Raw genomic sequence first — 24,833 nt, forward strand, 5'->3', positions numbered from 1 at the left:
GGTGCCGCGCTATTGGGGCCGGAGTGTAGGCACGGGCTATCTGGAGAACGATCGAGTTGGTTACTGTTCGTCGTTGGTCTGGAGTTGCCCGTGCCTACCGTTTCAGTATTGCGTGTGTCGTCGGTTCCAGAGGTGTTCGACCGCTGGAGTCCTGGTGAGCGCAGCGAGCTCATCGGATCGGAGTTTCTCGATGTGTTGGCCTCGGTGCCAGACCCGAGGGGCCCACGCGGTCGGAGGTATTCGCTGATGGCTTTGTTGGCGATCGCGGTTCTGGCCACTGCCGCGGGGATGCGCGGCTATGCTGGTTTTGCCACATGGGCGGCCACCGCTCCCGATGATGTGTTGGCCCAATTAGGGGTCCGGTTCCGGCGGCCCAGTGAGAAGACCTTCCGCGCTGTTTTGTCTCGGCTAGACCCCGCCGACCTCAACGCCAGGATGGGCAGTTACTTCACTGCACACGTGGCCAGCAGCGACCCCAGTGGATTGGTGCCGATCGCGTTGGACGGCAAGATGCTGCGTGGTGCTTTACGCGCCAAAGCGACAGCCACGCATCTCGTGTCGGTGTTCGCCCACCGTGCCCGATTGGTGCTCGGTCAACTCGCTGTCGCCGAGAAAAGCAATGAAATTCCCTGCGTACGCGCCCTGCTCACGCTGCTGCCGGGTAGCTTGCGGTGGCTGGTCACCGTGGATGCGATGCATACCCAGGTCGTCACCGCGAAGTTGATCTGCGCCACCTTGAAGTCGCACTACCTGATGATCGTCAAGTCCAACCAAGCCAAAATACTTGCGCGTATCACCGCGCTGCCCTGGGCCGAGGTGCCCACAGCCGCTACCGACGACTCCCGCGGCCACGGCCGTGTCGAGACCCGCACCCTGCAAATCATCACCGCTGCACGAGGAATCGGCTTCCCCTACGCAAAACAAATCATCCGGATCACTCGTGAACGCTTGATCACCGCCACCGACCAGCGCAGCGTGGAGGTAGTCTATGCCATCTGCAGCCTGCCGTTCGAGCACGCCCGCCCTACCGCGATCATGACCTGGATGCGTCAACACTGGGGAATCGAGAACAGCCTGCACTGGATACGCGACGTCACCTTCGACGAAGACCGTCAAAGGGCACATACCGGAAACGGCGCACAGGTCCTAGCAACGCTACGCAACACCGCGATCAATCTGCACCGCCTCAACGGCGCCGACAACATCGCCGAAGCCTGCCGGATCACCGCTTTGACCGCCAACCGCCGCCTAGACCTCCTCAATCCACAATTCCCCAGCTCACAAGCCTGCTAATCAACAACGCCGGAGCCCTGTACAAGAACCCACCGCCATTCAGCGCCTGCACGAACTGGTCATGAAACAGCGACGCCTGCGCGCCCAGCGCCTGAAACTGCTGGGCGTAACCACCAAACAACTTTGCGACCGCCGCCGACACTTCATCCTCAGCCGCCGCCGCAATCGATGTCGTCAAGCCCGCCGACGCCGCATGCGCCTCCCTGATCGACGACCCCAGGCTGCTCAAGCTGGAAGACGCTGCAGCTAACTCCTCGGGTGCGGCATAAACAAAAGCTGACACTCGTCAATCCCCATCACGACCGGGCGGCCCAAGTCCGAAGGAAACAATTTTCGGCCTTCTCCGACTTTTCCGAGACGCTACGCCCGCCCATTCCGATGATCGCAGCAAATCCACGGTCCGGTGACAGAAGCCCCATGCTCTTAAGGACCTAAGTCACTAACTCGTGAGGCTAATTAACCAACGGCAAACCAGCGAAAGGCAACCCACCGAAGCTTGCCCCCCAAGGCACCGGCGCCCGTCGTCGCCGCCGACCTTCTTGGCGACCAGCGGTGCACATCGCCGGATCAGCAAACTCCGTCCCACAGTCCCGCCTACAGCCGCCTGCGGCCCGATTCCGACAACCGGACGCGGGACGCAATTCATTCGGTACTCGGATCTGCTGCGGACGGAGGCGGCTCCGGCTAGCTGAATATGCAGGTCGTAAACGTAAGGCGGACGAGTTGGCCTGTAAGCCGGATTCTGTTCCACACCGCCGCGGCTGAACCAGCGGCGGCGCGGCGGCGACCATCCATCTGGGCACACCGTTGCCGGGTACCTCGAGCGGCCTACCCGCAGACTCGGGCGAGCAGCCCTCAAACGCCTGCGCGGCCGCACCTACGGTACGGCCTTCTTGACCTTGCTTCGGGTGGGGTTTGCCTAGCCACCCCGGTCACCCGGGGTGCTGGTGCGCTCTTACCGCACCGTTTCACCCTTACCACCGCGAGGGTGGCGGTCTGTTTTCTGTGGCACTTTCCCGCGAGTCACCTCGGATTGCTGTTAGCAATCACCCAGCTCTGTGAAGTCCGGACTTTCCTCGATTCGGCGCTGAACTCGTGACAACACGAGCCCAACCCGAGCCGCGGCCGCCCAGCCAACTCGTCCGCGGAACATACGCTACCCGCTACGCAAAATCGCGGCCAACAGACGCCGTCGAACCCAGCCGCCTGGCCCGATCGTTGACGGCGGCGCTGCTACAGGTAGCCGGTCTGGTTGACCAGCCGCACCGACGACGCGCCGTCGGCATAGAACTCGGCGATGCTCAGCGACGCCAGATCAAGATGCAGCCGGTAGAGGACCTCGGAGCCGACATCGAGCGCGAGTCGCAGCAACATCTTGATGGGCGTGACGTGTGAGACCACCAGCACGGTCGTGCCTTCATACCGGGAGATCATCCGGTCGCGTCCGCGCCGAACCCGCCGCAGCACTTCATCGAAGCTCTCACCGCCCGGCGGCGTGATGCTGGTGTCGTTGAGCCAACGATGGTGCAGGTCGGGGTCGCGGTTGGCGGCCTCCGCGAAAGTCATGCCTTCCCAGTCCCCGAAGTCCGTTTCGACCAGGTCTTCGTCCACCGTCACGTCCAGTCCGAGGGCTCGGGCCGCCGTCGTCGCCGTATCGTAGGCACGCTGCAAAGGCGAGGACACCACCGCAGCAATTCCGCCGCGGTGCGCGATGTAGCGGGCGGCCAAACCGGCTTGGCGCCAACCGACTTCGTTGAGCGCCGGGTTGCCGCGCCCGGAATAGCGGCGTTGCACCGACAGCTCGGTCTGACCATGTCGCAGCAGCAGCAGCCTGGTGGCCGTATCGCGTCTACCGGTCCATCCGGGAGCTGCCGGGGTTTGGACAGGCGCCGTGTTGGCGGGGTCGGCGACGGCGGCCACCGCCACGGTACCGGGTTCGCCACGCCGATTGGTGCGAACCGCGGCGTCCATCGCTTCGTTGGCCAGCCGGTCGGCATGCGCATTGCGGGCCCGCGGAATCCACGCGTAGCTGATCCGGCGGAATTGCCCTGCCAGCTCGCGCGCCTGCCCGTGCAGTTCCACCAGGTCCGGGTGCTTGACCTTCCAGCGCCCGCACATCTGCTCGACCACCAGTTTGGAATCCATCAGGACCGACACTTCGGTGGCACCCAGCTTGACGGCGTCGTCCAAACCGGCTATCAGACCGCGGTATTCAGCGACGTTGTTGGTGGCGCGGCCGATCGCCTGTTTGCTCTCCGCCAACACGGTCGAACGGTCCGCGGTCCACACCACTGCGCCGTATCCGGCCGGCCCCGGGTTACCACGCGATCCACCATCAGCTTCGATGATGACTTTCACAGCTCGGGTCCCTTGATCCGTAAGAGGATCGCGGCGCATTCCGGACACCGAACCACCTCGTCCTCGGCGGCCGCCGAGATACGAGCCAATTCGCTGCGGCCGATCTCAATACGGCAGGCACCGCAACGGTGGCCCTGCAACTGCCCCGCGCCTGGCCCGCCGCCGGCCCGCCGCCGTTCGTAGAGCGCGGCAAGATCGGGATTCAACGATGCGGCCAGCGTGTCGCGTCGCGATGAATGTTCTTGACGGGATTGGTCGAGTTCGGCCAGGGCGGCATCGACGGACTGCTGGGCAGCGGTCAGTTCGGCTTGCAGGACTTCGAGCGCCGCAATCTCGGTGTTCTGTTGCGCCTGCAACTCCTCGCGGCGCTCCATCACCTCCAACAGCGAATCTTCCAGACTGGCCTGGCGGCGTTCCAGGGTCTCCAGCTCGTGCTGCAGGTCAGCCAATTGCTTGGCATCCACAGCCCCCGAGGTGAGCAATGACCGGTCCCGGTCTTCACGCTTACGTACCGCGTCGATCTCGTCTTCTAGGCGTGAAACCTGGGCGTCCAAGTCCTCCAACGCGATTCGCACCGCAGCGAGTCGGTCACTGACCGCCTCGTGCTGAACCCGAACCTGCTCGAAAGCGGACCCCTCGGGCAGATGGGTGGACCGATGGGCGATCCGTGACAGCTCAGTATCGAGCTTCGCCAACTCCAATAGCGAACGCTGCTGTGCCGCTTCGGCCTTCATGTCTGATCTCCCGGTCCTATTCTCAGCTGTCGTTCTCGCGGCTTGCTGCAACGTTCCACGGGTCGGTACGCAACGGGCATACCCGCACCGGCAGCGCCTCACCGAAATGGGACCGCAGTACCTCGGCCGCCTGGCCGCACCAAGGGAACTCGCTTGCCCAATGCGCGACGTCGATCAACGCGACCGCGGAGGCGCGGCGATGTTCGTCGGCAGGATGGTGGCGCAGATCTGCGGTGAGGTAGGCCTGGACGTCCGCCGCGGCCGCCGCGCCCAGTAGTGAATCGCCGGCGCCACCGCACACCGCCACCCGCGTCACCAGCATCTCGGGGTCCCCCGCCGCGCGCACTCCCCAGGACGTCTGCGGTAGCACGGCGCCGACGCGAGAGACGAAGTCGCGCAAGGTTTGCGGCCGGTCCAGCGTGCCGATGCGCCCCAACCCGACGTCGGCCGGTGGTGTCACCAGCGCAAGAATGTCGAATGCCGGCTCTTCGTACGGGTGCGCGGCTCGCATGGCCGACAGCACGGCGGCACGGGCGCGCGCGGGTGCGATGACCTCGACCCGGTCCTCGGTGACTCGTTCGACGGTGCCGACGCTGCCGATCGCCGGTGACGCGCCGTCCAGCGGGAGGAACTGCCCGATGCCCGTAACGCTCCAGCTGCAATGCGAGTAGTCACCGATATGTCCGGCGCCAGCGTCAAAGATCGCCGCCTGCACGGGTTCTGTGTGCTCGCGCGGCACGTAGATAACCCACTTGTCCAGCTCGGCCACGCTTGGCGACCGGGCGAGCACGGATTCGACGGTCAGTCCCAGCGCTTGGGCCAGCGCGTCGGACATCCCCGGCGATGCCGAGTCGGCGTTGGTGTGCGCGGTGAACAGCGAGCGACCCGTCCGGATCAAACGGTGGATTAGCGCACCCTTGGCGGTATTGGCGGCCACCGTATCGACCCCGCGCAACAGCAACGGGTGATGGGCCAGCAGCAACCCGCGCTCCGGAACCTCATCGACAACCGCCGGTGTGGCGTCCACCGCGACCGTCACCGATTCCACCGGCTCCCCGGGATCTCCACACACCAGGCCGACCGAGTCCCAGGACTCGGCAAGACGCGGCGGATATGCGCCGTCGAGCACTTCGATAACGTCAGCGAGCCGAACGCTCATCGTCGCCTCCCGCTGCGGCCGGCCTGCCTGACTTCGGCGATGGCATCGACCAGCTGCGGCCATTCGGGCCGCACCGCCGCGCGCAGATACCCGTCGTCCAAGCCGACGAAGGTGTCGCAGCGGCGGATCGCGATTCCGCGCTGATGCAGCCGTTTGCGGAGCTCATCGGCATCGGGGACGCTGAACAAGACAAACGGTGCGCAGCCATCGACCACGCTGGCACCAACCGAACCGAGGCCGCTGACCATCTCGGCCCGCGCTGCCAGCAGCAGTCGAGCATCGGCGGCGGCCTCGGCCACCGCTTCGGGCGTGCAGCAGGCCGCGATGGCCGTCAACGGCAGGGTGCCCACCGGCCAGTGGGCCCGCATCCGGGTCAGCCGGTCCAGCAGGTCCGGCGTGCCAAGGGCGTACCCCACCCGCAGACCCGCCAGTGACCACGTCTTGGTCAGGCTGCGCAGCACCAGCACGTCGGGCAGGCAGTCGCCGGCCAGCGACTGCGGCTCGCCGGGAACAGCGTCCGCGAACGCCTCGTCGACCACCAGGATCCGGCCCGGCCTGCGCAATGCCAGCAGCTGCTCGCGACTGTGCAACACCGAGGTCGGGTTGGTCGGATTGCCGACGACGACCAGGTCGGCATCGTCGGGGACCGCGGCTTCATCCAGGCGGAACGGCGGCGCCAGCACCACATGGTGCACCGGGATCCCCGCGGCGCTCAGGGCCGCGGCCGGCTCGGTGAATGACGGCGCGATGATTGCTGCCCGAACCGGACGCAGGTTACTCAACAGGGCAAAACCCTCGGCGGCCCCGGCCAGCGGCAGCACCTCCGCGCGGGTTCGGCGGTGACGCAGCGCCGCCGCATCCTGCGCGCGCTGGGTGTCCTCGATGCTGGGATAGCGTGCCAGCGTGGTCAGCCGCTGCGCCAGCAGTTCGACCAGCCAGTGCGGCGGGTGCGGGTGGCGGACATTCACGGCGAAATCCAGCATGCCGGGCGTGGCGGCCTGATCCCCGTGATAACGCGCCGCCGCCAGCGGGCTCGTGTCCAGACTCGCCACCTAGAAAACACTAGTGCGCCGGTGACAGAACCAGGCATCCGGAGCACTACGCCCCTGCCTGGCACACGGCTACCCGCGCGGCCGCGAGTCCCGGGCACCGGCCGGGTCCGACCAAACTCGGCTGCTCAAGCCGGTCTCGCCAGCTCCTGCCGACCCCGCCGACCGCCGCATCAACGACAATGGAGTGGTGACAGGTTCGATTGCAGCCGATTCACCGGCTGACCCCGGCGCCACACCGCAGGACACCCGGTGCCCGGAGAGGACGCCGCAGCTGGTGATCTTCGATCTCGACGGCACCTTGACCGACTCGGCCCACGGGATTGTGGCCAGCTTCCGCCACGCACTCAACCACATCGGTGCCGCCGTTCCCGACGGCGACCTGGTCGCCCAGATCGTCGGCCCGCCGATGGACGACACCTTTCACGCCATGGAGCTCGGCGACCGCGTCGAGGACGCGATCGCCGCCTTCCGGGCCGAATACGGTGCCCGTGGTTGGGCGATGAACACCCTGTTCGACGGGATCGCGCCGTTGCTGGCCGACCTGCGTGCCGCCGGGGTTCGGCTGGCGGTGGCCACCTGCAAGCTGGAGCCAACGGCGCGGCGGGTACTCGCCCATTTCGGGCTCGACGCGCATTTCGAGGTGATCGCCGGCGCGACCGGCGACGGCGCACGCCGCAGCAAGACCGAGGTGCTCGCCCACGCGCTGGCCCAGCTGCACCCGCTGCCCGAACGGGTGCTCATGGTCGGTGACCGCAGCCACGATGTGGAGGGCGCGGCCGCCCATGGCATCGACACGGTCGTGGTTGGCTGGGGTTACGGAAAGGCCGACTTCGCCGCCGGTACCCACAGCGGCGCCGCCCTGCATGCCGGCACGGTCGACGAATTGCGGGAGGCGTTAGGTGTCTGACTCAACGCTGCACGTCACTTTCGTGTGTACCGGCAACATCTGTCGCTCGCCGATGGCCGAGAAGATGTTCGCCCACCAGCTGCGGGAACGCGGGCTGGGCGAGGCGGTGCGGGTGACCAGCGCCGGCACCGGCAACTGGCACGTCGGCAATCGGGCCGACGAACGGGCAAGGCAGGTGCTGCACTCCCACGGCTACCCCACCGATCACTGCGCCGCCCAGGTCGGCACGGACCACCTGGAGGCGGATCTGGTCATCGCGCTGGGGCGCAACCACGCCCGGCAGTTGCGTCAGCTCGGCGTGGAGGAGAGCAGGCTGCGGATGTTGCGTTCGTTTGACCCACAGTCGGGGGCCTACGTTCTCGATGTCGAGGACCCCTACTACGGGGGCCATGACGACTTCGAGGAGGTCCTCGTCGTCATCGAGGCCGCCCTGCCCGGTTTGCACGATTGGGTGGACGAACAGTTGGCGCAGGACGGCAAGGTGTGATGCGACGCCTGGCGTTTCTGCTGCGGCCCGGGTGGATAGCGCTGGCCCTGGTGGTCATCGCGTTCACCTACCTGTGCTTCACGGTGCTCGCGCCGTGGCAGCTGGGAAAGAACACCAAGACGTCGCGGGAGAACCGCCAGATCAACCATGCCCTGAGTTCGCCGGCGGTTCCGGTCAAAACATTACTGCCACAGCAAGATTCGTCAGCTCCCGAGGCGCAGTGGCGCAGCGTGACGGCGACCGGACACTATCTGTCCGATGTGCAGGTGCTGGCCCGGCTGCGGGTGGTCGACGGAGACCAGGCGTTTGAGGTACTGACCCCGTTCGCCGTCGACGGCGGACCCACCGTCCTCGTCGACCGCGGGTACGTCCGCCCCGAACCGGGCTCGCACGTGCCGCCTATCCCCCGCGCCCCGGACCAGACCCTGACCATCACGGCACGGCTGCGCGACTTCGAGCCCACCATGGCGGGCAAGGAGCCGTTCTCCCGAGACGGCTTCGAGCAGGTGTACTCGATCAACGCCAAGCAGATCTCCACGTTGACCGGAGTGCCGTTGGCCGGCTCCTATCTGCAGTTGGTCGAAAACCAACCAGGCGGGCTCGGTCTGATCGGCTTGCCGCATCTGGATTCCGGACCGTTCTTGTCATACGGCATCCAGTGGATCGCCTTCGGCATTCTGGCGCCAATCGGACTCGGCTACTTCGCCTACGCCGAACTGCGGGCCCGCCGGCGCGAAACACGCGCCCGCGAGGATGCGCCGCCCGCGGACACACCGATGACCATCGAGCAAAAGCTCGCCGACCGCTACGGCCGCCGGCGGTAGACAAAGAGCCCGGCGCCCACTGCCGCGGCGGCCTGCACGGCCCGCGACAACGTCACGGCGCGGCGCAGGTCATCGACCGTGGGTTGACCGCCGTCCCCGAGGGTGGGGCGAATCTGCAGCTCAAAGTGGTACCGGGTGGGCCCGCCCAGACGCACCCGGAGCGCCCCGGCAAAAGCGGCCTCGACCACCCCGGCGTTGGGGCTGGGGTGCCGCGCCGCGTCGCGCCGCCAGGCCCGCACCGCGCCCAGCGCTGACCCACCGACCAGCGGCGCGCACAGCACCACCAGCCCCGCGGTCACGCGGGCCCCGAAGTAGTTGGCCAGATCATCCAGCCGCGCTGCGGCCCAACCGAATCGCAGGTAGCGCGGCGAGCGGTAGCCGATCATCGCATCCAGGGTGTTGACGGCGCGATATACCAGTACCGCCGGCACGCCGCCGACCGCCGCCCACAGCAGCGGCGCCACCTGCGCGTCGGAAGTGTTCTCGGCAACCGATTCCAGGGCCGCGCGGGTCAAATCCGGCACGTCCAGCTGGGCCGGATCGCGACCACACAGCGACGGCAGCAACCGCCGGGCGGCATCGAGGTCGCCGCGGTCCAACAGCTCGGCCATTTCCCGGCCAGTGCGCACCAGCGAGGTTCCGCCCAGCGATACCCAGGTCGCCATCGCCGTCGCCGCGACCGACCACGGCCTGCCGGCCGGGCGCCCCAAGACCGCACCCAGCAGGCCCACCCCGCCAACCAGCACGCCAACGTACACCGCGCCGGCGGCCCTGGTATCGCGATAGCTGGCCCGCTCCAACCCCGCGGCCAGCCGCCCGAACACCGCGACCGGATGACCTCGCTGTGGGTCGCCCAGCACCAGGTCGGCCAGATAGCCCACCAGGACACCGACCGTCCGGGCCTGCCGTGCCGACGCAACCACTCAGGCAGCGTCTCACATGGCCGTCCGGTGGCCACCGGGCCCGCGCGTTCGGCTAGTCCATGACGGCACCCCCCGGCGCGTGGTCTACTCATCCTCATGGGTCAGGAATCCCGATGAAGCGTCCCGCGACCCGGGTCGCCGACCTGTTGAACCCGGCCGCGCTGTTGCTGCCCGCCGCCAACGTGATCATGCAGCTGTCGTTGCCCGGCGTCGGGTATGGCGTGCTGGAGAGTCCGGTGGACAGCGGCAACGTCTACAAGCATCCGTTCAAGCGCGCCCGCACCACCGGCACCTACCTGGCGGTTGCCACCATCGGGTCGGAGTCCGACCGCGCGTTGATCCGCGCTGCGGTGGACTCGGTACACCGGCAAGTCCGGTCCACCTCGTCGAGTCCGGTGTCCTATAACGCCTTCGATCCCAAATTGCAGCTGTGGGTGGCCGCCTGCTTGTACCGCTACTTCGTCGAGCAACACGAATTCCTGCACGGACCGCTCGATGACGGCGCCGCCGACTCGGTCTACCTCGACGCCAAACGGCTGGGCACCACCCTTCAAGTGCCGGAGCGCATGTGGCCGCCGGACCGGATCGCCTTCGACGAGTACTGGAAGCGCTCACTCGATGAGCTGCACATCGACCCACCGGTGCGCGAACACCTCCGAGGGGTGGCTTCGATGGCGTTTCTGCCGTGGCCGCTGCGGGCGCTGGCGGGGCCGTTCAACCTGTTCGCGACGACGGGGTTCTTGGCGCCGGAGTTTCGCGCGATGATGCGGTTGGACTGGTCGCAATCCCAGCAGAGCCGATTCGAGTGGCTGTTGGCCGCCCTACGGCTGGCCGACCGGCTCATCCCCCATCGGGCGTGGATCTTGATCTATCAGCTTTACCTGTGGGATATGCGGTTTCGCGCCCGCCGCGGGTGGCGCGTCGTCTAGATCGAGGCCGACCGGCGGTGCTAGCCGAGCGGCACACCGCGTGCGGCCCAGCTGAAACTGCGCATCTGCGGCAACCTGGCCCCAAGCTGGTCGGCGACCCGCCGGCCGATGTCGTCCGCGTCGGCCACCGACATGGCGGGGTCCACCCAGCCCTCGACCTCCACGCGTAGCGTGCGTCCGGTCCAGCGGGCCCGCGCGTGCGCGTGAACGACTCCCGGTATGGCGGCGGCGACCGCTTCGGCGGTGTCCACCACGCCCGGGTCTACCCCATCGAGCAGGCGATGCCCGATCTCGGAGCTCACCTCCCAACCCACATGGCAGATGAATCCCGTCACCGCAAGCCCGGCAACCCCGTCGGCCCATCCCCACCCCATCGCGACACCACACAATCCCAGCAGCGCGCCCGCCGAGGACAGCGCGTCCAGCCAGGAATGCTTCGCATCGGCGATCATCGTTGATGACTGAATCCGGCGCCCGACAACGAGCTTGTAACGGGCCACCAGCTGATTGCCGACAATGCCAACCGCCGCGGCGGCGATCCCCCAGCCCACATGCTGGGTTGAGCCGTGCCGCAACAACTTGCCGACGCTTTCGGTCCCGGCAACCGCGGCGCTGGCCCAGATCACCAGCGCCACACCAATCCCGGCGAGATCCTCGGCCCGCTCCAAACCGTACGGGTAGCGCTCGCTCGCCGACTTGCGCGAGCTCCGAAACCCAACGAACACAACCAGACTCGTGGAGACATCGGACAGGTTGTGCAGTGCGTCGCCGAGCAAGGCCACCGAGCCGGACACCAGGGCTATCGCCAGTTCGATCAGACCTGTCAACCCCAGCCCGGCCGCGCTGACGGCGACCGCACGATTGGCCCGCCGGCGTTCGGCTTGGTCGTCGACGGCCTGGGCCAAGGGCCAAGGGCCAAGGGCCAAGGGCCAAGGGCCAAGGGCCAAGGGCCAAGGGCCAAGGGCCAAGGGCCAAGGGCCAAGGGCCAAGGGCCAAGGGCCAAGGGCCAAGGGCCAAGGGCCAAGGGCCAAGGGAAAGCTTGCGGCCGGATCCCGCTGACCGTCAACCAGATGCATGTCCCCTAGCCTGCCACGCCCCCGGTGCAACCTGCCCGGCTAGCGCACAACTTTTTCACGCAGCCGGCCCGGTTGTGCCGCGGTCGCGTCAGCGCACCGTGGCGAAGAACGCACGGACGTCTCCGACGAACAATTCCGGCTGTTCGAACGCGGCGAAGTGACCACCGCGCGGCATCGTCGTCCAGTGGGTGATGTTGTAGTTCGGTTCACACCAGGCGCGCGGTGCACGCAGCACCTCCTTGGGAAACGACGCCACACCGGTGGGCAGTTCGACCCGCTCGGTCTGCCCCCAGACCTTGAAACTCTCCCAGTAGAAGCGGGCCGACGACGCCGCGGCGGCGTTTACCCAATACATCATGACGTTGTCCAGTAGCTCGTCGCGGGTGAGGATGTTCTCCGGGTTTCCCGCGCAGTCCATCCATGCCCAGAACTTCTCCACGATCCAAGCCAGTTGTCCCACCGGGGAATCGGTCAGGCCGTAGCCCACGGTCTGGGGTCGGGTGGACTGTTGTTTGAAGTAGCCGGTTCCCCATTTCCGGTGGTACGCCAACGCTGCCAGCACCTCTTGTTCTGCCGCGGTCGGGTTGGTCAGCGCTGTACGCGTGGGCATGGCGATCGGCATATTGAGATGAATGGCCACACAGCGCCCGCCGTTTCGGCCGATCTGGGTGGTGACCGCGGCGCCCCAGTCGCCGCCCTGGGCGCCGTATCGCTGATAGCCCAGGTTCTGCATCAGCGTTTCCCAGGCCCGCGCGATCCTGTCCACTCCCCAGCCTGTGCTGCTCGGCTTGCCGGAAAATCCGTATCCGGGAAGGGACGGGCAGACGACGTGGAAGGCGTCTTCGGCGCGCCCGCCATGGGCGGTGGGGTTGGCCAGCGGCTCGATCACCTTGTGGAACTCCACCACCGAGCCGGGCCAGCCATGGGTGATCAGCAGCGGAAACGCGTCCTCGTGCGGGGAGCGTTGATGGATGAAATGCAGATCCAGGCCATCGATTTCGGTGATGAACTGGTCGAAGCGGTTCAGCGCGGCCTCGCGCGCCCGCCAGTCGTACTCGTTGGCCCAGTAGGCGGCCAAGTCCCGCGTGTAGCTCAGCGGGATGCCCTGGCTCCAATCGTCGGCACACTCGGCCTCCGGCCAACGGGTGCGCGCCAGACGGGCTTTCAGGTCATCGATAACGTCTTCGGGAACATCGATGCGAAACGGCCTCACCCGTTCATCATGCCGCCTGGCCGGGCGGCCTATTTCTGATTTGCTTCCTTGATCAGGGTGCTGATCTGTTCTAGCAGTTCACGCATATCGGCGCGCATCGCATCGACCGCGGCGTACAAGTCTGCCTTGGTCGCCGGCTGCTGGTCTGACGAGAGCGGCCGCACAGGCGGCGCCGTCTTTCCCGCCGACGCGCTGTCGCTCTGAGTCCCAGGTCGCTCATCCACGCCCCAGAGACTGCCACAACCGGCTCGCCAGCGACAACGAAACCCACCCCGAGTGTGCTGTCAGTCACCGTATTGCCTTGTCACGGGGACCATCGGAGGCATTGGGGTCCGTTGCGCGGTGCTGGCGCCGGCGCTCAGATGAGACGTTCGGCCCGTGCCCACTCGTGGACGCGGGCCATCCCCTCCTCGATCGAAACCCGCGGTTGGTAGCCCAGCATCTTCTGGGCCTTCTCGATCGAATAGGCGCCGGGCCGATTGACCAGCCACATCGTTCCGGCCGACAGATCGGTTTTCTGGCCCAAACGGCGCAGCAGCGAGCCGAGGAGTTCGGCGGCCGGTGCGGCCACCCGGATCGGCAGCGTGTGGATCGTGCCGTCACTCATGCTCGCCATCCGGCCGAAGAAATCGGCGCACCGCACACCTTTGCCGTCGGTGATGTTGAAAATCTGGCCCACCGCGTCATCGGATGACACGGCGAGCACCATGCCGTCGACGAAGTTGTCGATGTACACCGGGGAGAAGATGCCGTTTCCGCCGTTGGGCAGCGGAAAGCCGGTCCTCTTGCGCATCTCGGCGATCGGCGAACGGACCCACACCGAGCCGGGACCCCAGACATCGCCAGGCCGGATCACGGTGACATCAATCTCGCCGGCGCCGTGCGCGGCCAGCACGACCGCCTCGGAGTTCACCTTGGTGTCGGTGTAGACGTCGCCGTTGACATGCACGGGATAGGTCTCATCCGCACCGTCGGGGAACTCGAAGCCGTAGGCCGCCACCGAGGAAAAGTGCACGAACCGGCGGACCCCGGCGTCGATCGCCGCGCGCAGCACCCGGCTGGTGCCCAGGACGTTGACGTGCCAGGCCTGTTTCAGCGGGAACGCCGCCCCCAGCAGCGCGGCGGTGTGGATCACGGTGTCCGCCCCCTCCAGCCCCGTCGGCCCCGCCGCCCAGGTCTCGGGACGCGTGATGTCACCTGCGACCACGTCCCCTGCCGGATCGGCCGCCAGATCGACACCGCGTACCACGGCGCCGAGGGCGCGGAACCGGGCCGCCATGGCGCGGCCGATGAAGCCGTTGGCTCCGGTGATGAAGATCGTGCGACCGGACAGCGAGGGCGCGGGACGGTCGAATTCGTGTTCGCTCATTGCGATTCCATTCGTTGTGGGTGTGGTCGTCTCAAACCAGCATGCTCACCGAATTCACCGGTGTCTTGACAGCAAAGGACATGACTTTGACCGCAACGGACGATCAGCGGGTGGACTGCAGCGTGATCGGCGATGCGGTCCGTTGCCACTGCGCCCTCAGCGACGCCTGGCTCGCACCGAACCACCGTTGACACGACCGGGAGAGCACGCTTTGCTCCGCATAACCCAGTTGCCGGGCCAGATGCGTGAGCGTCATGTCGCTGTCGCGCAAGTAGCGTTCGGTCACCTCCCGCCGAACGTCGTCGACAACCGCGTTGAAGTTCGTCCCCTCGGCGGCGAGTCGGCGCCGTAATGCCTTGGGGTGCAGCCGAAACTGGTCGGCAATCACCGGAACCGTCGCCGCGCCGGTCGGCAACAGCTGGCGGATCAGTTCTCGAATCGAGGAGGCCATTGTCGGCCGTTGCCGGTCGATGACGGTGTCGAGATATTCGAGCACGACACGATGCGCCAGCTCGTCTCTGACCAGGGGGCGCTGCAGGTCCTCGCTCGGCAACCGGAATCCGCCCCTGTGCGACCCGAAGCGAGGTGTGCACGCGAAGTAGCGCAGGTAGTCTTCCCGCGGGGTCAGCGCCGGGTGCGGAAGGTCGACCACGGTGGGCGCATACCCAGCACCCAGCAGAAAGCGCAGCACCCGCAACATGACTCCCAGCGACAACTCGGTGGTCTGTGGGTGCGCCGGCGGGTGCGCGATCAGGATCTTGAACTCCAGGAATGAGGCTTCACCGCCGGGCTCGCGGCTCATCGTCGCGGCGATCGCGGGGCTGTAGGCGGCGAGGTAGTGCTCGAAAGTGTCGAGTGCCTCGGCAACCGATTTCGAGGTCCGCGCCGCCACCCCGACCGGCCCCAGGATCTCGATGCCTTGGCGTTCGGCCAGCCGACGGCCGAAGTCAGGTGTTTTCGTCACTGCCGCAGCGGATTCGACCGCGTGGATCAGCGCCAGATAGGTGATAAATGCGTCGAATCGGCCGACATCGGACCGCTTCACGCCAGCGCGGGCGAGCAGCGCCTCGGGATCCGCCCCGAGTTCGCTCACCAGCGCCGGATAACCGGTCAACGCGGTGCCACGGATCACCGACACGTCCTTTACAGTCAAGCATCCGTTCCCCGCCGTCAAGGCCCGATGGCCCCAGCGGATCGACCGCGAAATCGACTACGCGGTTATCCGGGCACCGGTCCGCTCGGCCCGGCGGGCCAGCCCGCGGACCAGAATGCGCAGCATCCTGGTGGTGATCAACGTCGAGCCGGGCAGCTGGGAACGGTACTGCGCCTCCCAGGTGATCGTGCAGCCTCCGGAGGAGTCCGGCTCGACGGTGACGAACGCGTGGTAGCGGTTCAGACCGGGCGCCCCCTTGGCGCGGTATTCGAAGCGGTAAGGCGCCTCGGCGGCGACCACCCGCTCGACCACCGACATCCCGGCCGGGCCGCCGCTGAGCCGCCGGACCAGGCCGACACCGTCGGTATCGCCGGTGCTGAGCACCTCGGAGCGCTGGAACGGAGTCCACTGGGCCATGGGCTCGTGGTCGGCCAACACCGTCCACACCTGTTCGGGCGACGCCGCACAGCGGGCGACCGCGCGGGCCCGGGTAACGGGTGGTTCTTTTTCGGTGAAGCCGAGTTCGATCAGGTTGAACGGGTCGGCGCGGTGCCGATGCCCCTTGCTCCCATGAAACAGCAGCTCGATCGAGAAGCCCATCGGATCATTGACATAGCTGGCATGCCACCAGCGGTCCAGCAGGGTGGACTTGGTGCTGTTCGGGTGTATCCCGTGGTGCTGCCCCTTGGCGACGAGCGCGTCGAGGCTCGCCCGGTCCTGAGGTCCCAGCGCGACGTTGAGGATGCCGATGTCGCTGATGTGGTAGCCGGCCGGCCATGGCTTGCCGACCGGGTCGAGGTACTGCACCACCTCGAGCAGGCTGTCACCGGCGCGCACCACGAAGGATTCGCGATCTGCCCCGGCCAAGCCCCACAGCTGCTCGTGCTCGGGGTAGTGCAGCCGGTAGTCGACTTCGGGCAGCCCCATCACGTCCACCCAGGTTCGCCGCGCCTCGGCCAGGTCCGGCACCGACAGGGTGGCGAAGCGGGCGACCGCCGGCGATCCGGTGGGGCGCGCCGCCATGCCGGCAACCACAGGGTCCGCCTCCAGGATCTCCAGCAGGGTTCCATCGGGATCCTTGACACAGACCCGGCGAGAACCGGGCTCCCCCATGGGCTCGGTGAGCGGGGGCACGCGGCGGCGAGTGAGATTCCCCAGCGTCGCGTCGAAGTCGGTGACGTGGAAGCCGAGCATCGTGTAGCCGATGTCGCACGGGCGCCAGTCCTGCGGAATCGGACGCGGGTGCGGCTTGGAAAACTCGAACAGCTCCAGCTGGAAGCCGGGTTTGCCGTCCAGCAGCCACCAGCACACGCTGGTGGCGCCCGGCACGCCCTGGACGTCCTCGGAGCCCAGCGCCGGGATGAACATGTGGGTACCGCCGGCCTCGGTGAGGCCGAAGATGTCGCGGTACCAGCGCTGGGAGTGCTGGATGTCGCGAACGCTGAGCGCGATCTGGACAAGGGGAAGGGTGGTGGTCATCTCGGGGTCCTCAGGCTAATGACTTGGCGGCGGCGATGATCCGTTCCGCGTTGGGCAGGACGGCGTACTCCAGGTGTGGCGCGAATGGGATGGTCTGCTCGACCGCCACCCGCGCGTAACGGGCGCTGGTCCCGGCTTCCAGCAGCAGCGCGGCGACCTCGCCGGTGAGCCCGCCGCGAACGTAGTCCTCGTCGGCGACGACCACCCGGCCGGTCCGGCTCACGTGCTCGACGATGGCCTCCTTGTCCAGTGGGGCCAGGGTGCGCAGGTCCAGCACGGTGGCCTCGATGCCGTCGGCGGACAGTCGCTCGGCCGCCTCGAGGCAGCGATGCACGCCGACGCCCACCGACACCAGCGTCAGGTCTGACCCGTCGCGTCGAATTGCCGCCTGGCCGAACGGAATCGGCTCGACCCGGTCGGGCACCTCGCCGCGGACACCGGCTGCGGGCTGCACGTCGGTCAGGTCGACCGTGGACCGCTGGTCACCACCGAGGTAGTCCAGGATCTGCTGATCGAGCAGCTTGGGGGTGAGGAAAACGGTGAACTCGTCGCTGCGCACGGCCGACAGCATCAGGCCCGCCGCGTCGGCCGGCGTGGAGGGCACGACGACCTCGGTCGACGGGTAGGACGCCAGGGTGCCCCACAGCGTCTGCTCGTGCTCGCCGCCGTCGGCGTACCAGCCGCCGACCCCGGCCCGTAGCACCATGGGCACGTTCCAGCGGCCACCGGAGAAGTCCTTGAACTTCGAGCCCGCGTTGATGATCGCGGACCAGCCGACGGTGCCGAAGTCGATCATGTACAGCTCGACGACCGGACGCAGCCCTGCCATCGCCGCACCGACTCCGGCGTACATGAACGCCTGTTCGGAGATCGGGGTGTCGCGCACCCGGTCGGGTCCGAATCGACTCAGCAGCACCCGGCGCAGGATCTGGACGTCTTCGCCCCAGGTGAGCACCCGCGGATCGGCGGCCATCGCCTGCCCGAGTGCGTGGTCGACGGCCTCGTCGTAGCGCATGATGGTCATCGGTCTGCTCCTGTCTTGATGCCGAAGCCGGCCCGCTTGCCGACGCGGGCGCGTGCTTCGGTCATGGCGGCGAGCACCTCGGCTCGCTCCTGGGCTTCGATGGCGGTTGCGGCGTCCGCGCTGATCAAGGACCGGCCCCGGCGGACGGGATCCTTGCCGGCAGTGCGGCCCACGTCGTAGGCGAACCGCGCGGCGCGCTTGCCGATGCCGGCCATGGCGCGCAGTTTGTCTGTGCGCGAACCGCTTTCGGTGGCGGTCAGCCCGGAACGCAGCTCCGGCACCCAGACCGACAGCTGCTTGCGGGGGGCACGCAGCAGGCCGACCAGCGGATCGCCTTCGAAGTGGCCGCCGGGCCGGTGGCAGGTGACGTAGAGGAAGCCGGATCCGTTGCCGGAGCGGGCACGCTCGATGAGCCGCCCCGCCGCTGCATGCACGTCGGCGACCTTGTGTCCGGCGGCGCTGGCGACCTCGAGTCCAAAGCCGCGTGCTCGGCTGATCGGGTCGGCACCGGTCTGGTCCTTGGAGTAGGTCGTGATGCCCCATTTGTTGTCTTTGCAGACGAACACCACGGGCAGGTTCCACGCCACGGCCATGTTGTAGGCCACCATCAGCATTCCCTGGCTCATCGCGGCCTCCCCGTGGAAGGCGATCGCGACGCTGCCCGGGTGCAGCCGGGTGTGCGCGATCGCATGTCCGACAGCCAGCGGGCCGGCGGCACCGACGATGCCGTCAGCTCCGGCGCGCAGATCGGGGTCGAAGATGTGCATGTGCCCCGCCATGCCGCTGGCGATGCCCTGGCCGGAGCCCAGCACTTCGAGCATCAGGGCCTGCAGGTCGATGCCCCGACCCACCAACGGCGCGGTGTTGCGGTGGTCCAACGCCAGGGTGTCGAATTCGAATAGCTGGGTGAGGATGCCGGCGACGATGCCCTCTTCGCCGATGGCGGAGTGGTATTCGCCGGGAACCAGCCCCTCCTGCCACGCCTCGACCAGGGCCTCTTCGGCCAGACGCATCCGCACCATCATCCGGTAGACGCGGGCGGCGTCGATGGGGCTCATTCTGCGCGTTCCTTTCTTTCGTGTCTTTCGTGGAATCCGTTGGTGCCTAGGCTCGGATCTCAAATGAGGCCCTCATGGCGGGCCCATTCTTTGGATCGGGCCATCCCCTCGTGATAGGAGACGACCGGCTTGAATCCCAAGCGGTCACGGGCCTTGTCGTTGGAGACGACATAGCGGCGGTTGAGCATGTGCAGCAGGGCCGGGCCGAGTTCGCTGCTCATACCGAGTCGACGCTGGATGCGGCCGATGGCTCCCAGAGCCGGTGCACCGATCCGGATCGGCACCGAGCGGACCTTTGCGCCGGTCCAGGACGCGACCTCGCCGAAGTACTCCTGGCAGCTAACCGCCAGCTCCTCGCCGAGGTTGAAAACCTCCCCGGCGATGCCCTCGGTGGCCAGGACCAGCACCATGGCGTCGACGAAGTTGTCGATGTAGATCACGTCGAACACGCCGGAGCCCCGTTCCGGCAAAATCAGCTGGTTGGCCTTGGCCATCGCGATCGGCTCGCGGATCCACACCGAGCCGGGGCCGTAGACGTCGGCGGGACGCACGACCACCATCTCCATGCCGCGGTTGGCGTTGGCGAGCGCGACCAACTCGGAGTTGGTCTTGGTGTCGACGTAAGTGCTCAGGCCGGCGGTCACCCTGGTCGGGTAATCCTCGGTCACGTGGTCGGGAAAATCCCACCCGTACGCGGCGATCGAGCTCAGGTGCACGAACCGGCGCACCCCCGCGTCGACCGCAGCGTCGATGACCTTCTTGGTCCCGAGCACGTTGACGTCCCAAGCGGTTTCGACCGCAACCACGGTGCTCACCAACGCCGCCAGGTGCACGACCGCGTCGACGCCGTCCAGTGCCGATGCCCAAGCGGCCGGGTCGGCAGTGCTGCCGGCGATGATTCCGTTGGCGGGATCTGCGACCAGGTCGACGCCGGTCACCCTCGCGCCGAGCTGGCGTAGCCGGGCCGCGAGGTTTGCGCCGATGAAGCCGTTGGCTCCGGTGATGAAGATCTTGCGCTGGGCGAAAAACGGTGCGGGACGCGCAGATTGGTCGGTGCTCACGATGGGTTTCCATTCGCTGTGGACGTTGTTGTTAGCCCTTAGCCTGCCCGTCCGGGCCGTCGATGTATTGACAGCAAGGGACACCTACTTGACCCGAGGGGACGCACATGCGATCGAGGCACCTGCCACCCAGCGATGAGGCGCCGAGCACGGCCATCGAAAACCCGCGGATCACCACCGGCACCACGGCGATGCCCGGCGGCCGCAAACACCCCACCCCTAGGCCAGGCGTGCGGGTTCCGCCGCGGGCTTCCGATCGCCGAACGTCCCTTACGGTCAAGCGTTTGTCCCTTACCGTCAAGACATCAGGGAGCGCCGCAGGCACGGTTGGAGTCGACAGCCCCGCCATATCCCGAAAGGACCCCACCATGACCCTGGCGACCGCACCCGCACCGGCGACCACCGCAACTGGCGCCCCGTTGCCCCTGGTGGCCCTGCCGCAGGGCGAACTGCTGACCGTCAACGAACACGACGTACCCCTGTTGCACGACGCCCTCGGCCCCGGCGTGCACTTCAAACCCCTGCGCCTGGACATCGAGAACGGCGAATGGCTGGTACTGGCCACCTTCGAACCCGGCGCCACCGTGCCGCTGCACTACCACACCGGCACCGCCGAGGTCTACACGCTCTCCGGCTGCTGGCACTACCTCGAGTACCCCGACCAGCTGCAAACCGCCGGCTCCTACCTCTACGAGCCGGGCTCGTCGGTGCACACCTTCGTCACCCCCACCACCAACACCGAAGACACCGTCTTCCTGGTCCGCGTGCAAGGCGCCAACATCAACTTCACCGACGACGGCCAGTTCGACTCCATCCTCGACGCCGCCCTGATCGCCCACGTGACCCAACTGAAGGCCGAAGAGCAAAACCTCGGACCGATCAACTACATCGGCGGCGGCGCCGCCGGCCACACCACCAAGGAGGCCTGACACCCAGCAGTTCTCCCGCCAGACCCGAACCGTAGATCCCGGCGCGGCCGAGCCACTCGAGCCGCGCCGGGATTCACCGTGGGCGGTCCGGCCACGATCACCGCTCGGTGCTCACGTTACGAATTCGAGCAATCTCAATGCAGATCAGGACAATTCACGCCGGGCCTGTCCGCACGACCCTAGCGGCGTGCCAAACAGGTTTAACCACATAGCATCTGCATATCCGATGCACATGATCACCGGCCGGCAGTGCACGAAATGGTCATCCACCAGGCGCGTCACCACACGCAATCAGCAAGTAAGCAAAGAACTTTGGCCATAACCGCGACGCGGTATATCGCCTGAAGTTACGGTGACGGTGCCCGGCTCATGGTGGTCGTCGAAGCGCACACCGGATTGTGATGATCTTCTGGAGGTTTCGAATGTCGTTGGTGATCGCAGTACCCGAACTGGTGGAGGCTGCGGCAACCGAGCTGGCCGGAATCGGCTCGGCACTGGGTCAGGCCACCGCGGGCGCGGCAGCCCCAACCGTGAACATCCTGGCCGCCGCAGAGGACGAGGTGTCGGCGGCGATCGCGGCGGTGTTCTCCGGGCATGCCCAGGCCTACCAGGCCGCCAGTGCCCAAGCCCAGGTTTTTCAACGGCAATTCGCACGGGCCCTGGCCGCCGGGGCGACCTCGTATGCAGGCGCCGAGTCCGCCGCCGCAGCGGCGTTGGCCAACCCGGCCCAAGTGGTGCCCCAGGATCTGCTAGGGGCGATCAACGCACCCGTGCTGGCGCTTACCGGGCGCCCGTTGATCGGCAACGGCGCACCGGGCACCGGGGCCGCCGGCGCCCCGGGCGGCTGGCTGCTCGGCGACGGTGGTGCGGGCGGCTCGGGTGCGCCCGGTAAGGCCGGCGGGGCCGGTGGGGCGGCCGGGTTGTGGGGCTCCGGCGGCGCCGGCGGGGCCGGCGGCAGTACCAGCAGCGGAGTTGCTGGGGCCGGGGGTGCGGGCGGGGCCGGCGGCTGGCTGCTGGGCACCGGTGGCGCCGGCGGAGCCGGCGGATTCAGCGGGATTTTAGCCCCCGGAACGGGTGGGGTCGGGGGGCCGGCGGGACCGGCGGACTTCTGGGGGGCGGGGGGTCGGCGGCGCCGGCGGGACGACACATTCAGTTTCCACCGGGGGTGCCGGTGGGGCCGGTGGAGCGGGTGGATTGTTGTCCGGGCTGGTCGGTGCCGGTGGCGGCCATGGCGGCACCGGCGGGTCTGGCGGCGGCGCCGGAGGCGCAGGTGGGGCCGGTGGTCATGCCGGGTTGCTGGGCGGGCCGGGCGGGGCCGGCGGCGACGGCGGAACCAACGCCCTTGGCACCGGGGGCGCGGGTGGGCCCGGTGGTGCTGGCGGGTGGTTGTTCGGCAGCGGGGGCGCCGGCGGCGACGGCGGGTCCGGCTCCATAGGGGGTGCGGGTGGGGCTGGCGGCGATGCGGGGCTGCTGTTCTCCAACGGCGGTACCGGCGGCACCGGCGGATTCAGCAGGTCCGGTCCCGGAGCTGACGGCGGGACCGGCGGTACCGGCGGTACCGGCGGCTGGCTGGGTAACGGCGGCACCGGCGGCACCGGCGGCACCGGCGGCACCGGCGGAAGCAGCATGGTCGGTCGCGGAGGTGACGGTGGCGACGGCAGCACCGCCGGGCTGCTGATCGGCAACGGCGGCGCCGGCGGCACCGGCGCACAAGGCGCCACCGGCGGCGGTGCCGGCGGGACCGGTGGTAACGCGGTGCTGATCGGCAACGGCGGCAACGGCGGCATGGGTGGTACCGGCGCCACCGTCGGCGCCACCGGCGCGGGCGGCATGAGCGGACTGCTACTGGGCTTGGACGGCTACAACGCCCCCACCAGCACCTCACCCATCCACGTCGCCCAGCAGCAGGCACTGGCCGCGATCAACACACCCGCCCAAGCACTGACCGGACGCCCCCTGATCGGCAACGGCACCCCCGGCGCCACCGGCAGCGGCGCCGACGGCACGCCCGGCGGATGGCTGCTCGGTGACGGCGGAGCCGGCGGCTCCGGCCTGGCCGGCGGGGACGGCGGGGCTGGTGGGGCCGCCGGGCTCTGGGGCACCGGCGGCACCGGAGGTGATGGCGGAGCCGGTGGAGCCGGTGGCTGGTTCTCCGGTGACGGCGGTGCCGGCGGTATCGGCGGCCACAGCACCGCAATTGGGGCCGCGGGCGGGGCCGGTGGGACAGGTGGTGCCGGCGGGCTGTTCGGGGCCGGAGGGAACGGCGGCGCCGGCGGTGTCGGCACTTACCTAGGTTCTGCGTTCGGCGGGGCCGGCGGCACAGGCGGGAGCGGTGGGCTGTTGTCCGGGCTGGTCGGCGCCGGCGGGGGCCACGGCGGCGCCGGCGGAATGACAATAGGTAATTCTGAGGCTGGTGGTGCCGGTGGGGCCGGTGGCGATGCCGGGCTGCTCGGCGGGCCGGGTGGGGCCGGCGGCACCGGCGGGCCTGGCCCTTATAGCCAAGCTCACGGCGGAGCGGGTGGGGCCGGTGGGAATGCCGGATTGCTGTTCGGCAGCGGCGGCATCGGCGGCACGGGCGGATTTGGGAGCGCCAGCGCCGGGGACGGAGGTCACGGTGGAAGCGCCGGGCTGCTGCTCTCGGGCGCCGGAGCCGGTGGCGCCGGCGGGTTCGGCGTGAGCGGCCCCGGCGGTGCCGGCGGGCGTGGCGGTGACGCCGGCTGGCTAGGCGATGGCGGCGCCGGGGGCACCGGCGGAATTGCCCAGCGCGATGACGGCGGCGCCGGCGGGGCGGGCGGCGCCGCCGGACAGCTGTCGGGTGGCGGCGGCGCCGGCGGCCAAGGCGGCCAAGGCAACGTCGGCGGCACCGGCACAGGCACCGGCGGTGACGGCGGGGCCGGCGGCGACGCCGTGCTGATCGGCAACGGCGGCAACGGCGGCAACGGCGGCACCGATGACACCGGCGCACCCGCCGGCAGCCCCGGCGCCGGCGGCACCGGCGGAATTCTGCTCGGCGCAGACGGAAACGACGGGCTGGGCTAGCAACCCCAATCTCGATCGGCGCGCGAACCCACGCTGATCAGGCTGCCGGGCGGATGTGCCCCGGATCACCGATATGTCCCTTGCTGTCAAGCACTTGTCCCCTGGCGTCAAGATTTGGGGTCTCCTGGCGGGCACAGTTGGAGTCATCAAGCCCAACACTCCCGAAAGGCTCCACCATGACCCTCATGACCGCCCCCGCTCCGGCTGCCACCGCCACCGGCGCACCGCTGCCGCTGGTAGCTCTGCCCCAGGGTGAGCTGCTCACCGTCAACGCCAACGACATTCCGCTGGTTCGGGATGCCCTCGGTGACGGCGTGCACTTCAAGCCGCTGCGCCTGGACATCGAGAACGGCGAGTGGGTGGTGCTGGCGACGTTCGCGCCCGGTGCGCGGATCCAGCTGCACTACCACACCGGCACCGTCGACGCCTGGACCATCAGCGGCTCCTGGCACTACATGGAATACGCCGACCAGCCGCAGACCGCCGGCTCCTACCTGTTCGAGCCCGGCTCCTCGGTGCACACGCTCGCCTGCCCGGCAACCAACACCGAAGACACCGTGGTCCTGTTCCGGGTCAGCGGCGCCAACGTCAACTTCACCGACGACGGCCAGTTCCACTCCATCCTGGACGCGGCCCTGATTGCGCACTTGACCGGTCAACTCGCCGAGGCGCAGGGGCTCGGTCCGATCACCTACATCGGTGGCGGCGCCGCCGGCATCACCGCGGGTGGTGCGTGATGCGTGCGGTTTTGATGCAGGACTCCCAG

Annotated in this window: 22 protein-coding genes, 1 other RNA gene and 1 pseudogene; 8 read left to right on the plus strand and 16 right to left on the minus strand. The window is 68.1% G+C overall.

Annotation, left to right across the window (positions count from 1 at the left end):
• The first annotated feature begins 90 nt into the window (after nt 1–90).
• Nucleotides 91–1,293 (plus strand): ISAs1-like element IS2404/ISMul1 family transposase, encoded by a 1,203-nt coding sequence (locus MPSD_RS16620; protein WP_420811934.1) that lies wholly within the window; start codon nt 91–93, stop codon nt 1,291–1,293.
• On the opposite strand, the gene MPSD_RS16625 is transcribed toward MPSD_RS16620, so the two are convergent.
• The 6 genes from MPSD_RS16625 to cobC form a co-directional block, all read right to left on the minus strand.
• Complete coding sequence (locus MPSD_RS16625) at nt 1,259–1,576, minus strand: PE family protein (protein ID WP_086085342.1); 318 nt, start codon at nt 1,574–1,576, stop codon at nt 1,259–1,261. The genes MPSD_RS16620 and MPSD_RS16625 overlap by 35 nt on opposite strands.
• 432 nt (nt 1,577–2,008) lie before the next feature.
• Nucleotides 2,009–2,434, minus strand: an RNA gene (gene rnpB / locus MPSD_RS16630) — RNase P RNA component class A.
• Between the two features lie 92 nt (nt 2,435–2,526).
• Nucleotides 2,527–3,651: a bifunctional RNase H/acid phosphatase gene (locus tag MPSD_RS16635; RefSeq protein ID WP_012394957.1), complete on the minus strand. Its 1,125-nt coding sequence runs from the start codon at nt 3,649–3,651 to the stop codon at nt 2,527–2,529.
• Nucleotides 3,648–4,385 carry a zinc ribbon domain-containing protein gene (locus MPSD_RS16640; RefSeq protein WP_086085341.1) on the minus strand — a complete coding sequence of 246 codons (738 nt, stop codon included), beginning with the start codon at nt 4,383–4,385 and terminating at the stop codon, nt 3,648–3,650. Before MPSD_RS16640 ends, MPSD_RS16635 begins: the two co-directional genes overlap by 4 nt.
• 22 nt (nt 4,386–4,407) lie before the next feature.
• A complete protein-coding gene (locus MPSD_RS16645) occupies nt 4,408–5,544 on the minus strand; it encodes a Nif3-like dinuclear metal center hexameric protein (RefSeq protein WP_086085340.1) in 1,137 nt (378 codons plus the stop codon).
• Nucleotides 5,541–6,596: an Rv2231c family histidinol phosphate aminotransferase CobC gene (cobC, locus tag MPSD_RS16650; RefSeq protein WP_086085339.1), complete on the minus strand. Its 1,056-nt coding sequence runs from the start codon at nt 6,594–6,596 to the stop codon at nt 5,541–5,543. The genes MPSD_RS16645 and cobC overlap by 4 nt, the downstream gene beginning before the upstream one ends.
• Nucleotides 6,597–6,783: 187 nt before the next feature.
• Between cobC and MPSD_RS16655 the strand changes: the two genes are divergently transcribed.
• From MPSD_RS16655 to MPSD_RS16665, 3 genes are read left to right on the plus strand one after another with little or no spacing between them, the layout of a single operon-like run.
• On the plus strand, nt 6,784–7,503 hold the full coding sequence (locus MPSD_RS16655; RefSeq protein WP_167470903.1) for an HAD-IA family hydrolase: 720 nt from the start codon (nt 6,784–6,786) through the stop codon (nt 7,501–7,503).
• Nucleotides 7,504–7,555: 52 nt separating this feature from the next.
• Complete coding sequence (locus MPSD_RS16660) at nt 7,556–7,990, plus strand: low molecular weight protein-tyrosine-phosphatase (protein WP_223161731.1); 435 nt, start codon at nt 7,556–7,558, stop codon at nt 7,988–7,990.
• Nucleotides 7,990–8,814 carry an SURF1 family cytochrome oxidase biogenesis protein gene (locus tag MPSD_RS16665; protein WP_086085338.1) on the plus strand — a complete coding sequence of 275 codons (825 nt, stop codon included), beginning with the start codon at nt 7,990–7,992 and terminating at the stop codon, nt 8,812–8,814. The genes MPSD_RS16660 and MPSD_RS16665 overlap by 1 nt, the downstream gene beginning before the upstream one ends.
• On the opposite strand, the gene MPSD_RS16670 is transcribed toward MPSD_RS16665, so the two are convergent.
• Nucleotides 8,796–9,737, minus strand: coding sequence for a cobalamin biosynthesis protein (locus MPSD_RS16670; RefSeq protein WP_020787047.1), 942 nt, complete (start codon nt 9,735–9,737; stop codon nt 8,796–8,798). The two genes, MPSD_RS16665 and MPSD_RS16670, sit on opposite strands and share 19 nt — an antisense overlap.
• 113 nt (nt 9,738–9,850) lie before the next feature.
• Here MPSD_RS16670 and MPSD_RS16675 point away from each other — a divergent pair, with 113 nt between their 5' ends.
• Nucleotides 9,851–10,666 carry an oxygenase MpaB family protein gene (locus MPSD_RS16675; protein ID WP_011739495.1) on the plus strand — a complete coding sequence of 272 codons (816 nt, stop codon included), beginning with the start codon at nt 9,851–9,853 and terminating at the stop codon, nt 10,664–10,666.
• 20 nt (nt 10,667–10,686) lie between these two features.
• On the opposite strand, the gene MPSD_RS16680 is transcribed toward MPSD_RS16675, so the two are convergent.
• The 9 genes from MPSD_RS16680 to MPSD_RS16720 form a co-directional block, all read right to left on the minus strand.
• On the minus strand, nt 10,687–11,571 hold the full coding sequence (locus tag MPSD_RS16680) for a cation diffusion facilitator family transporter (RefSeq protein WP_020787046.1): 885 nt from the start codon (nt 11,569–11,571) through the stop codon (nt 10,687–10,689).
• 259 nt (nt 11,572–11,830) lie between these two features.
• Nucleotides 11,831–12,955: an epoxide hydrolase family protein gene (locus MPSD_RS16685; RefSeq protein ID WP_086085335.1), complete on the minus strand. Its 1,125-nt coding sequence runs from the start codon at nt 12,953–12,955 to the stop codon at nt 11,831–11,833.
• Between the two features lie 29 nt (nt 12,956–12,984).
• Nucleotides 12,985–13,179: a hypothetical protein gene (locus tag MPSD_RS16690; protein ID WP_012394971.1), complete on the minus strand. Its 195-nt coding sequence runs from the start codon at nt 13,177–13,179 to the stop codon at nt 12,985–12,987.
• Nucleotides 13,180–13,313: 134 nt separating this feature from the next.
• Nucleotides 13,314–14,324, minus strand: a complete 1,011-nt coding sequence (locus MPSD_RS16695) for an NAD-dependent epimerase/dehydratase family protein (RefSeq protein WP_020787044.1) — start codon at nt 14,322–14,324, stop codon at nt 13,314–13,316.
• Nucleotides 14,325–14,427: 103 nt separating this feature from the next.
• Entirely contained in the window at nt 14,428–15,462 is a 1,035-nt protein-coding gene (locus MPSD_RS16700; RefSeq protein WP_020787043.1) for an AraC family transcriptional regulator, read from the minus strand.
• 72 nt (nt 15,463–15,534) lie between these two features.
• Nucleotides 15,535–16,956 carry an SRPBCC family protein gene (locus MPSD_RS16705; protein ID WP_086085334.1) on the minus strand — a complete coding sequence of 474 codons (1,422 nt, stop codon included), beginning with the start codon at nt 16,954–16,956 and terminating at the stop codon, nt 15,535–15,537.
• A gap of 10 nt (nt 16,957–16,966) precedes the next feature.
• Nucleotides 16,967–17,980, minus strand: coding sequence for an alpha-ketoacid dehydrogenase subunit beta (locus tag MPSD_RS16710; RefSeq protein WP_020787042.1), 1,014 nt, complete (start codon nt 17,978–17,980; stop codon nt 16,967–16,969).
• Nucleotides 17,977–19,038, minus strand: coding sequence for a thiamine pyrophosphate-dependent enzyme (locus tag MPSD_RS16715; protein ID WP_086085333.1), 1,062 nt, complete (start codon nt 19,036–19,038; stop codon nt 17,977–17,979). Before MPSD_RS16715 ends, MPSD_RS16710 begins: the two co-directional genes overlap by 4 nt.
• 59 nt (nt 19,039–19,097) lie before the next feature.
• Nucleotides 19,098–20,099, minus strand: coding sequence for an NAD-dependent epimerase/dehydratase family protein (locus tag MPSD_RS16720; protein WP_015356221.1), 1,002 nt, complete (start codon nt 20,097–20,099; stop codon nt 19,098–19,100).
• A 368-nt stretch (nt 20,100–20,467) separates the two neighbouring features.
• On the opposite strand from MPSD_RS16720, the gene MPSD_RS16725 reads away from it, so the two are divergent.
• From MPSD_RS16725 to MPSD_RS16735, 3 genes and pseudogenes are all read left to right on the plus strand, one after another.
• Nucleotides 20,468–21,028: a 2,4'-dihydroxyacetophenone dioxygenase family protein gene (locus tag MPSD_RS16725; protein ID WP_036426493.1), complete on the plus strand. Its 561-nt coding sequence runs from the start codon at nt 20,468–20,470 to the stop codon at nt 21,026–21,028.
• Nucleotides 21,029–21,450: 422 nt separating this feature from the next.
• Nucleotides 21,451–24,067, plus strand: a pseudogene (locus tag MPSD_RS16730) (PE family protein).
• A gap of 176 nt (nt 24,068–24,243) precedes the next feature.
• Nucleotides 24,244–24,804, plus strand: a complete 561-nt coding sequence (locus MPSD_RS16735; protein WP_012394980.1) for a 2,4'-dihydroxyacetophenone dioxygenase family protein — start codon at nt 24,244–24,246, stop codon at nt 24,802–24,804.
• Nucleotides 24,805–24,833 lie beyond the last annotated feature (29 nt).

This window comes from Mycobacterium pseudoshottsii JCM 15466 (genome assembly GCF_003584745.1).
GTDB classification, from domain to species: domain Bacteria; phylum Actinomycetota; class Actinomycetes; order Mycobacteriales; family Mycobacteriaceae; genus Mycobacterium; species Mycobacterium marinum.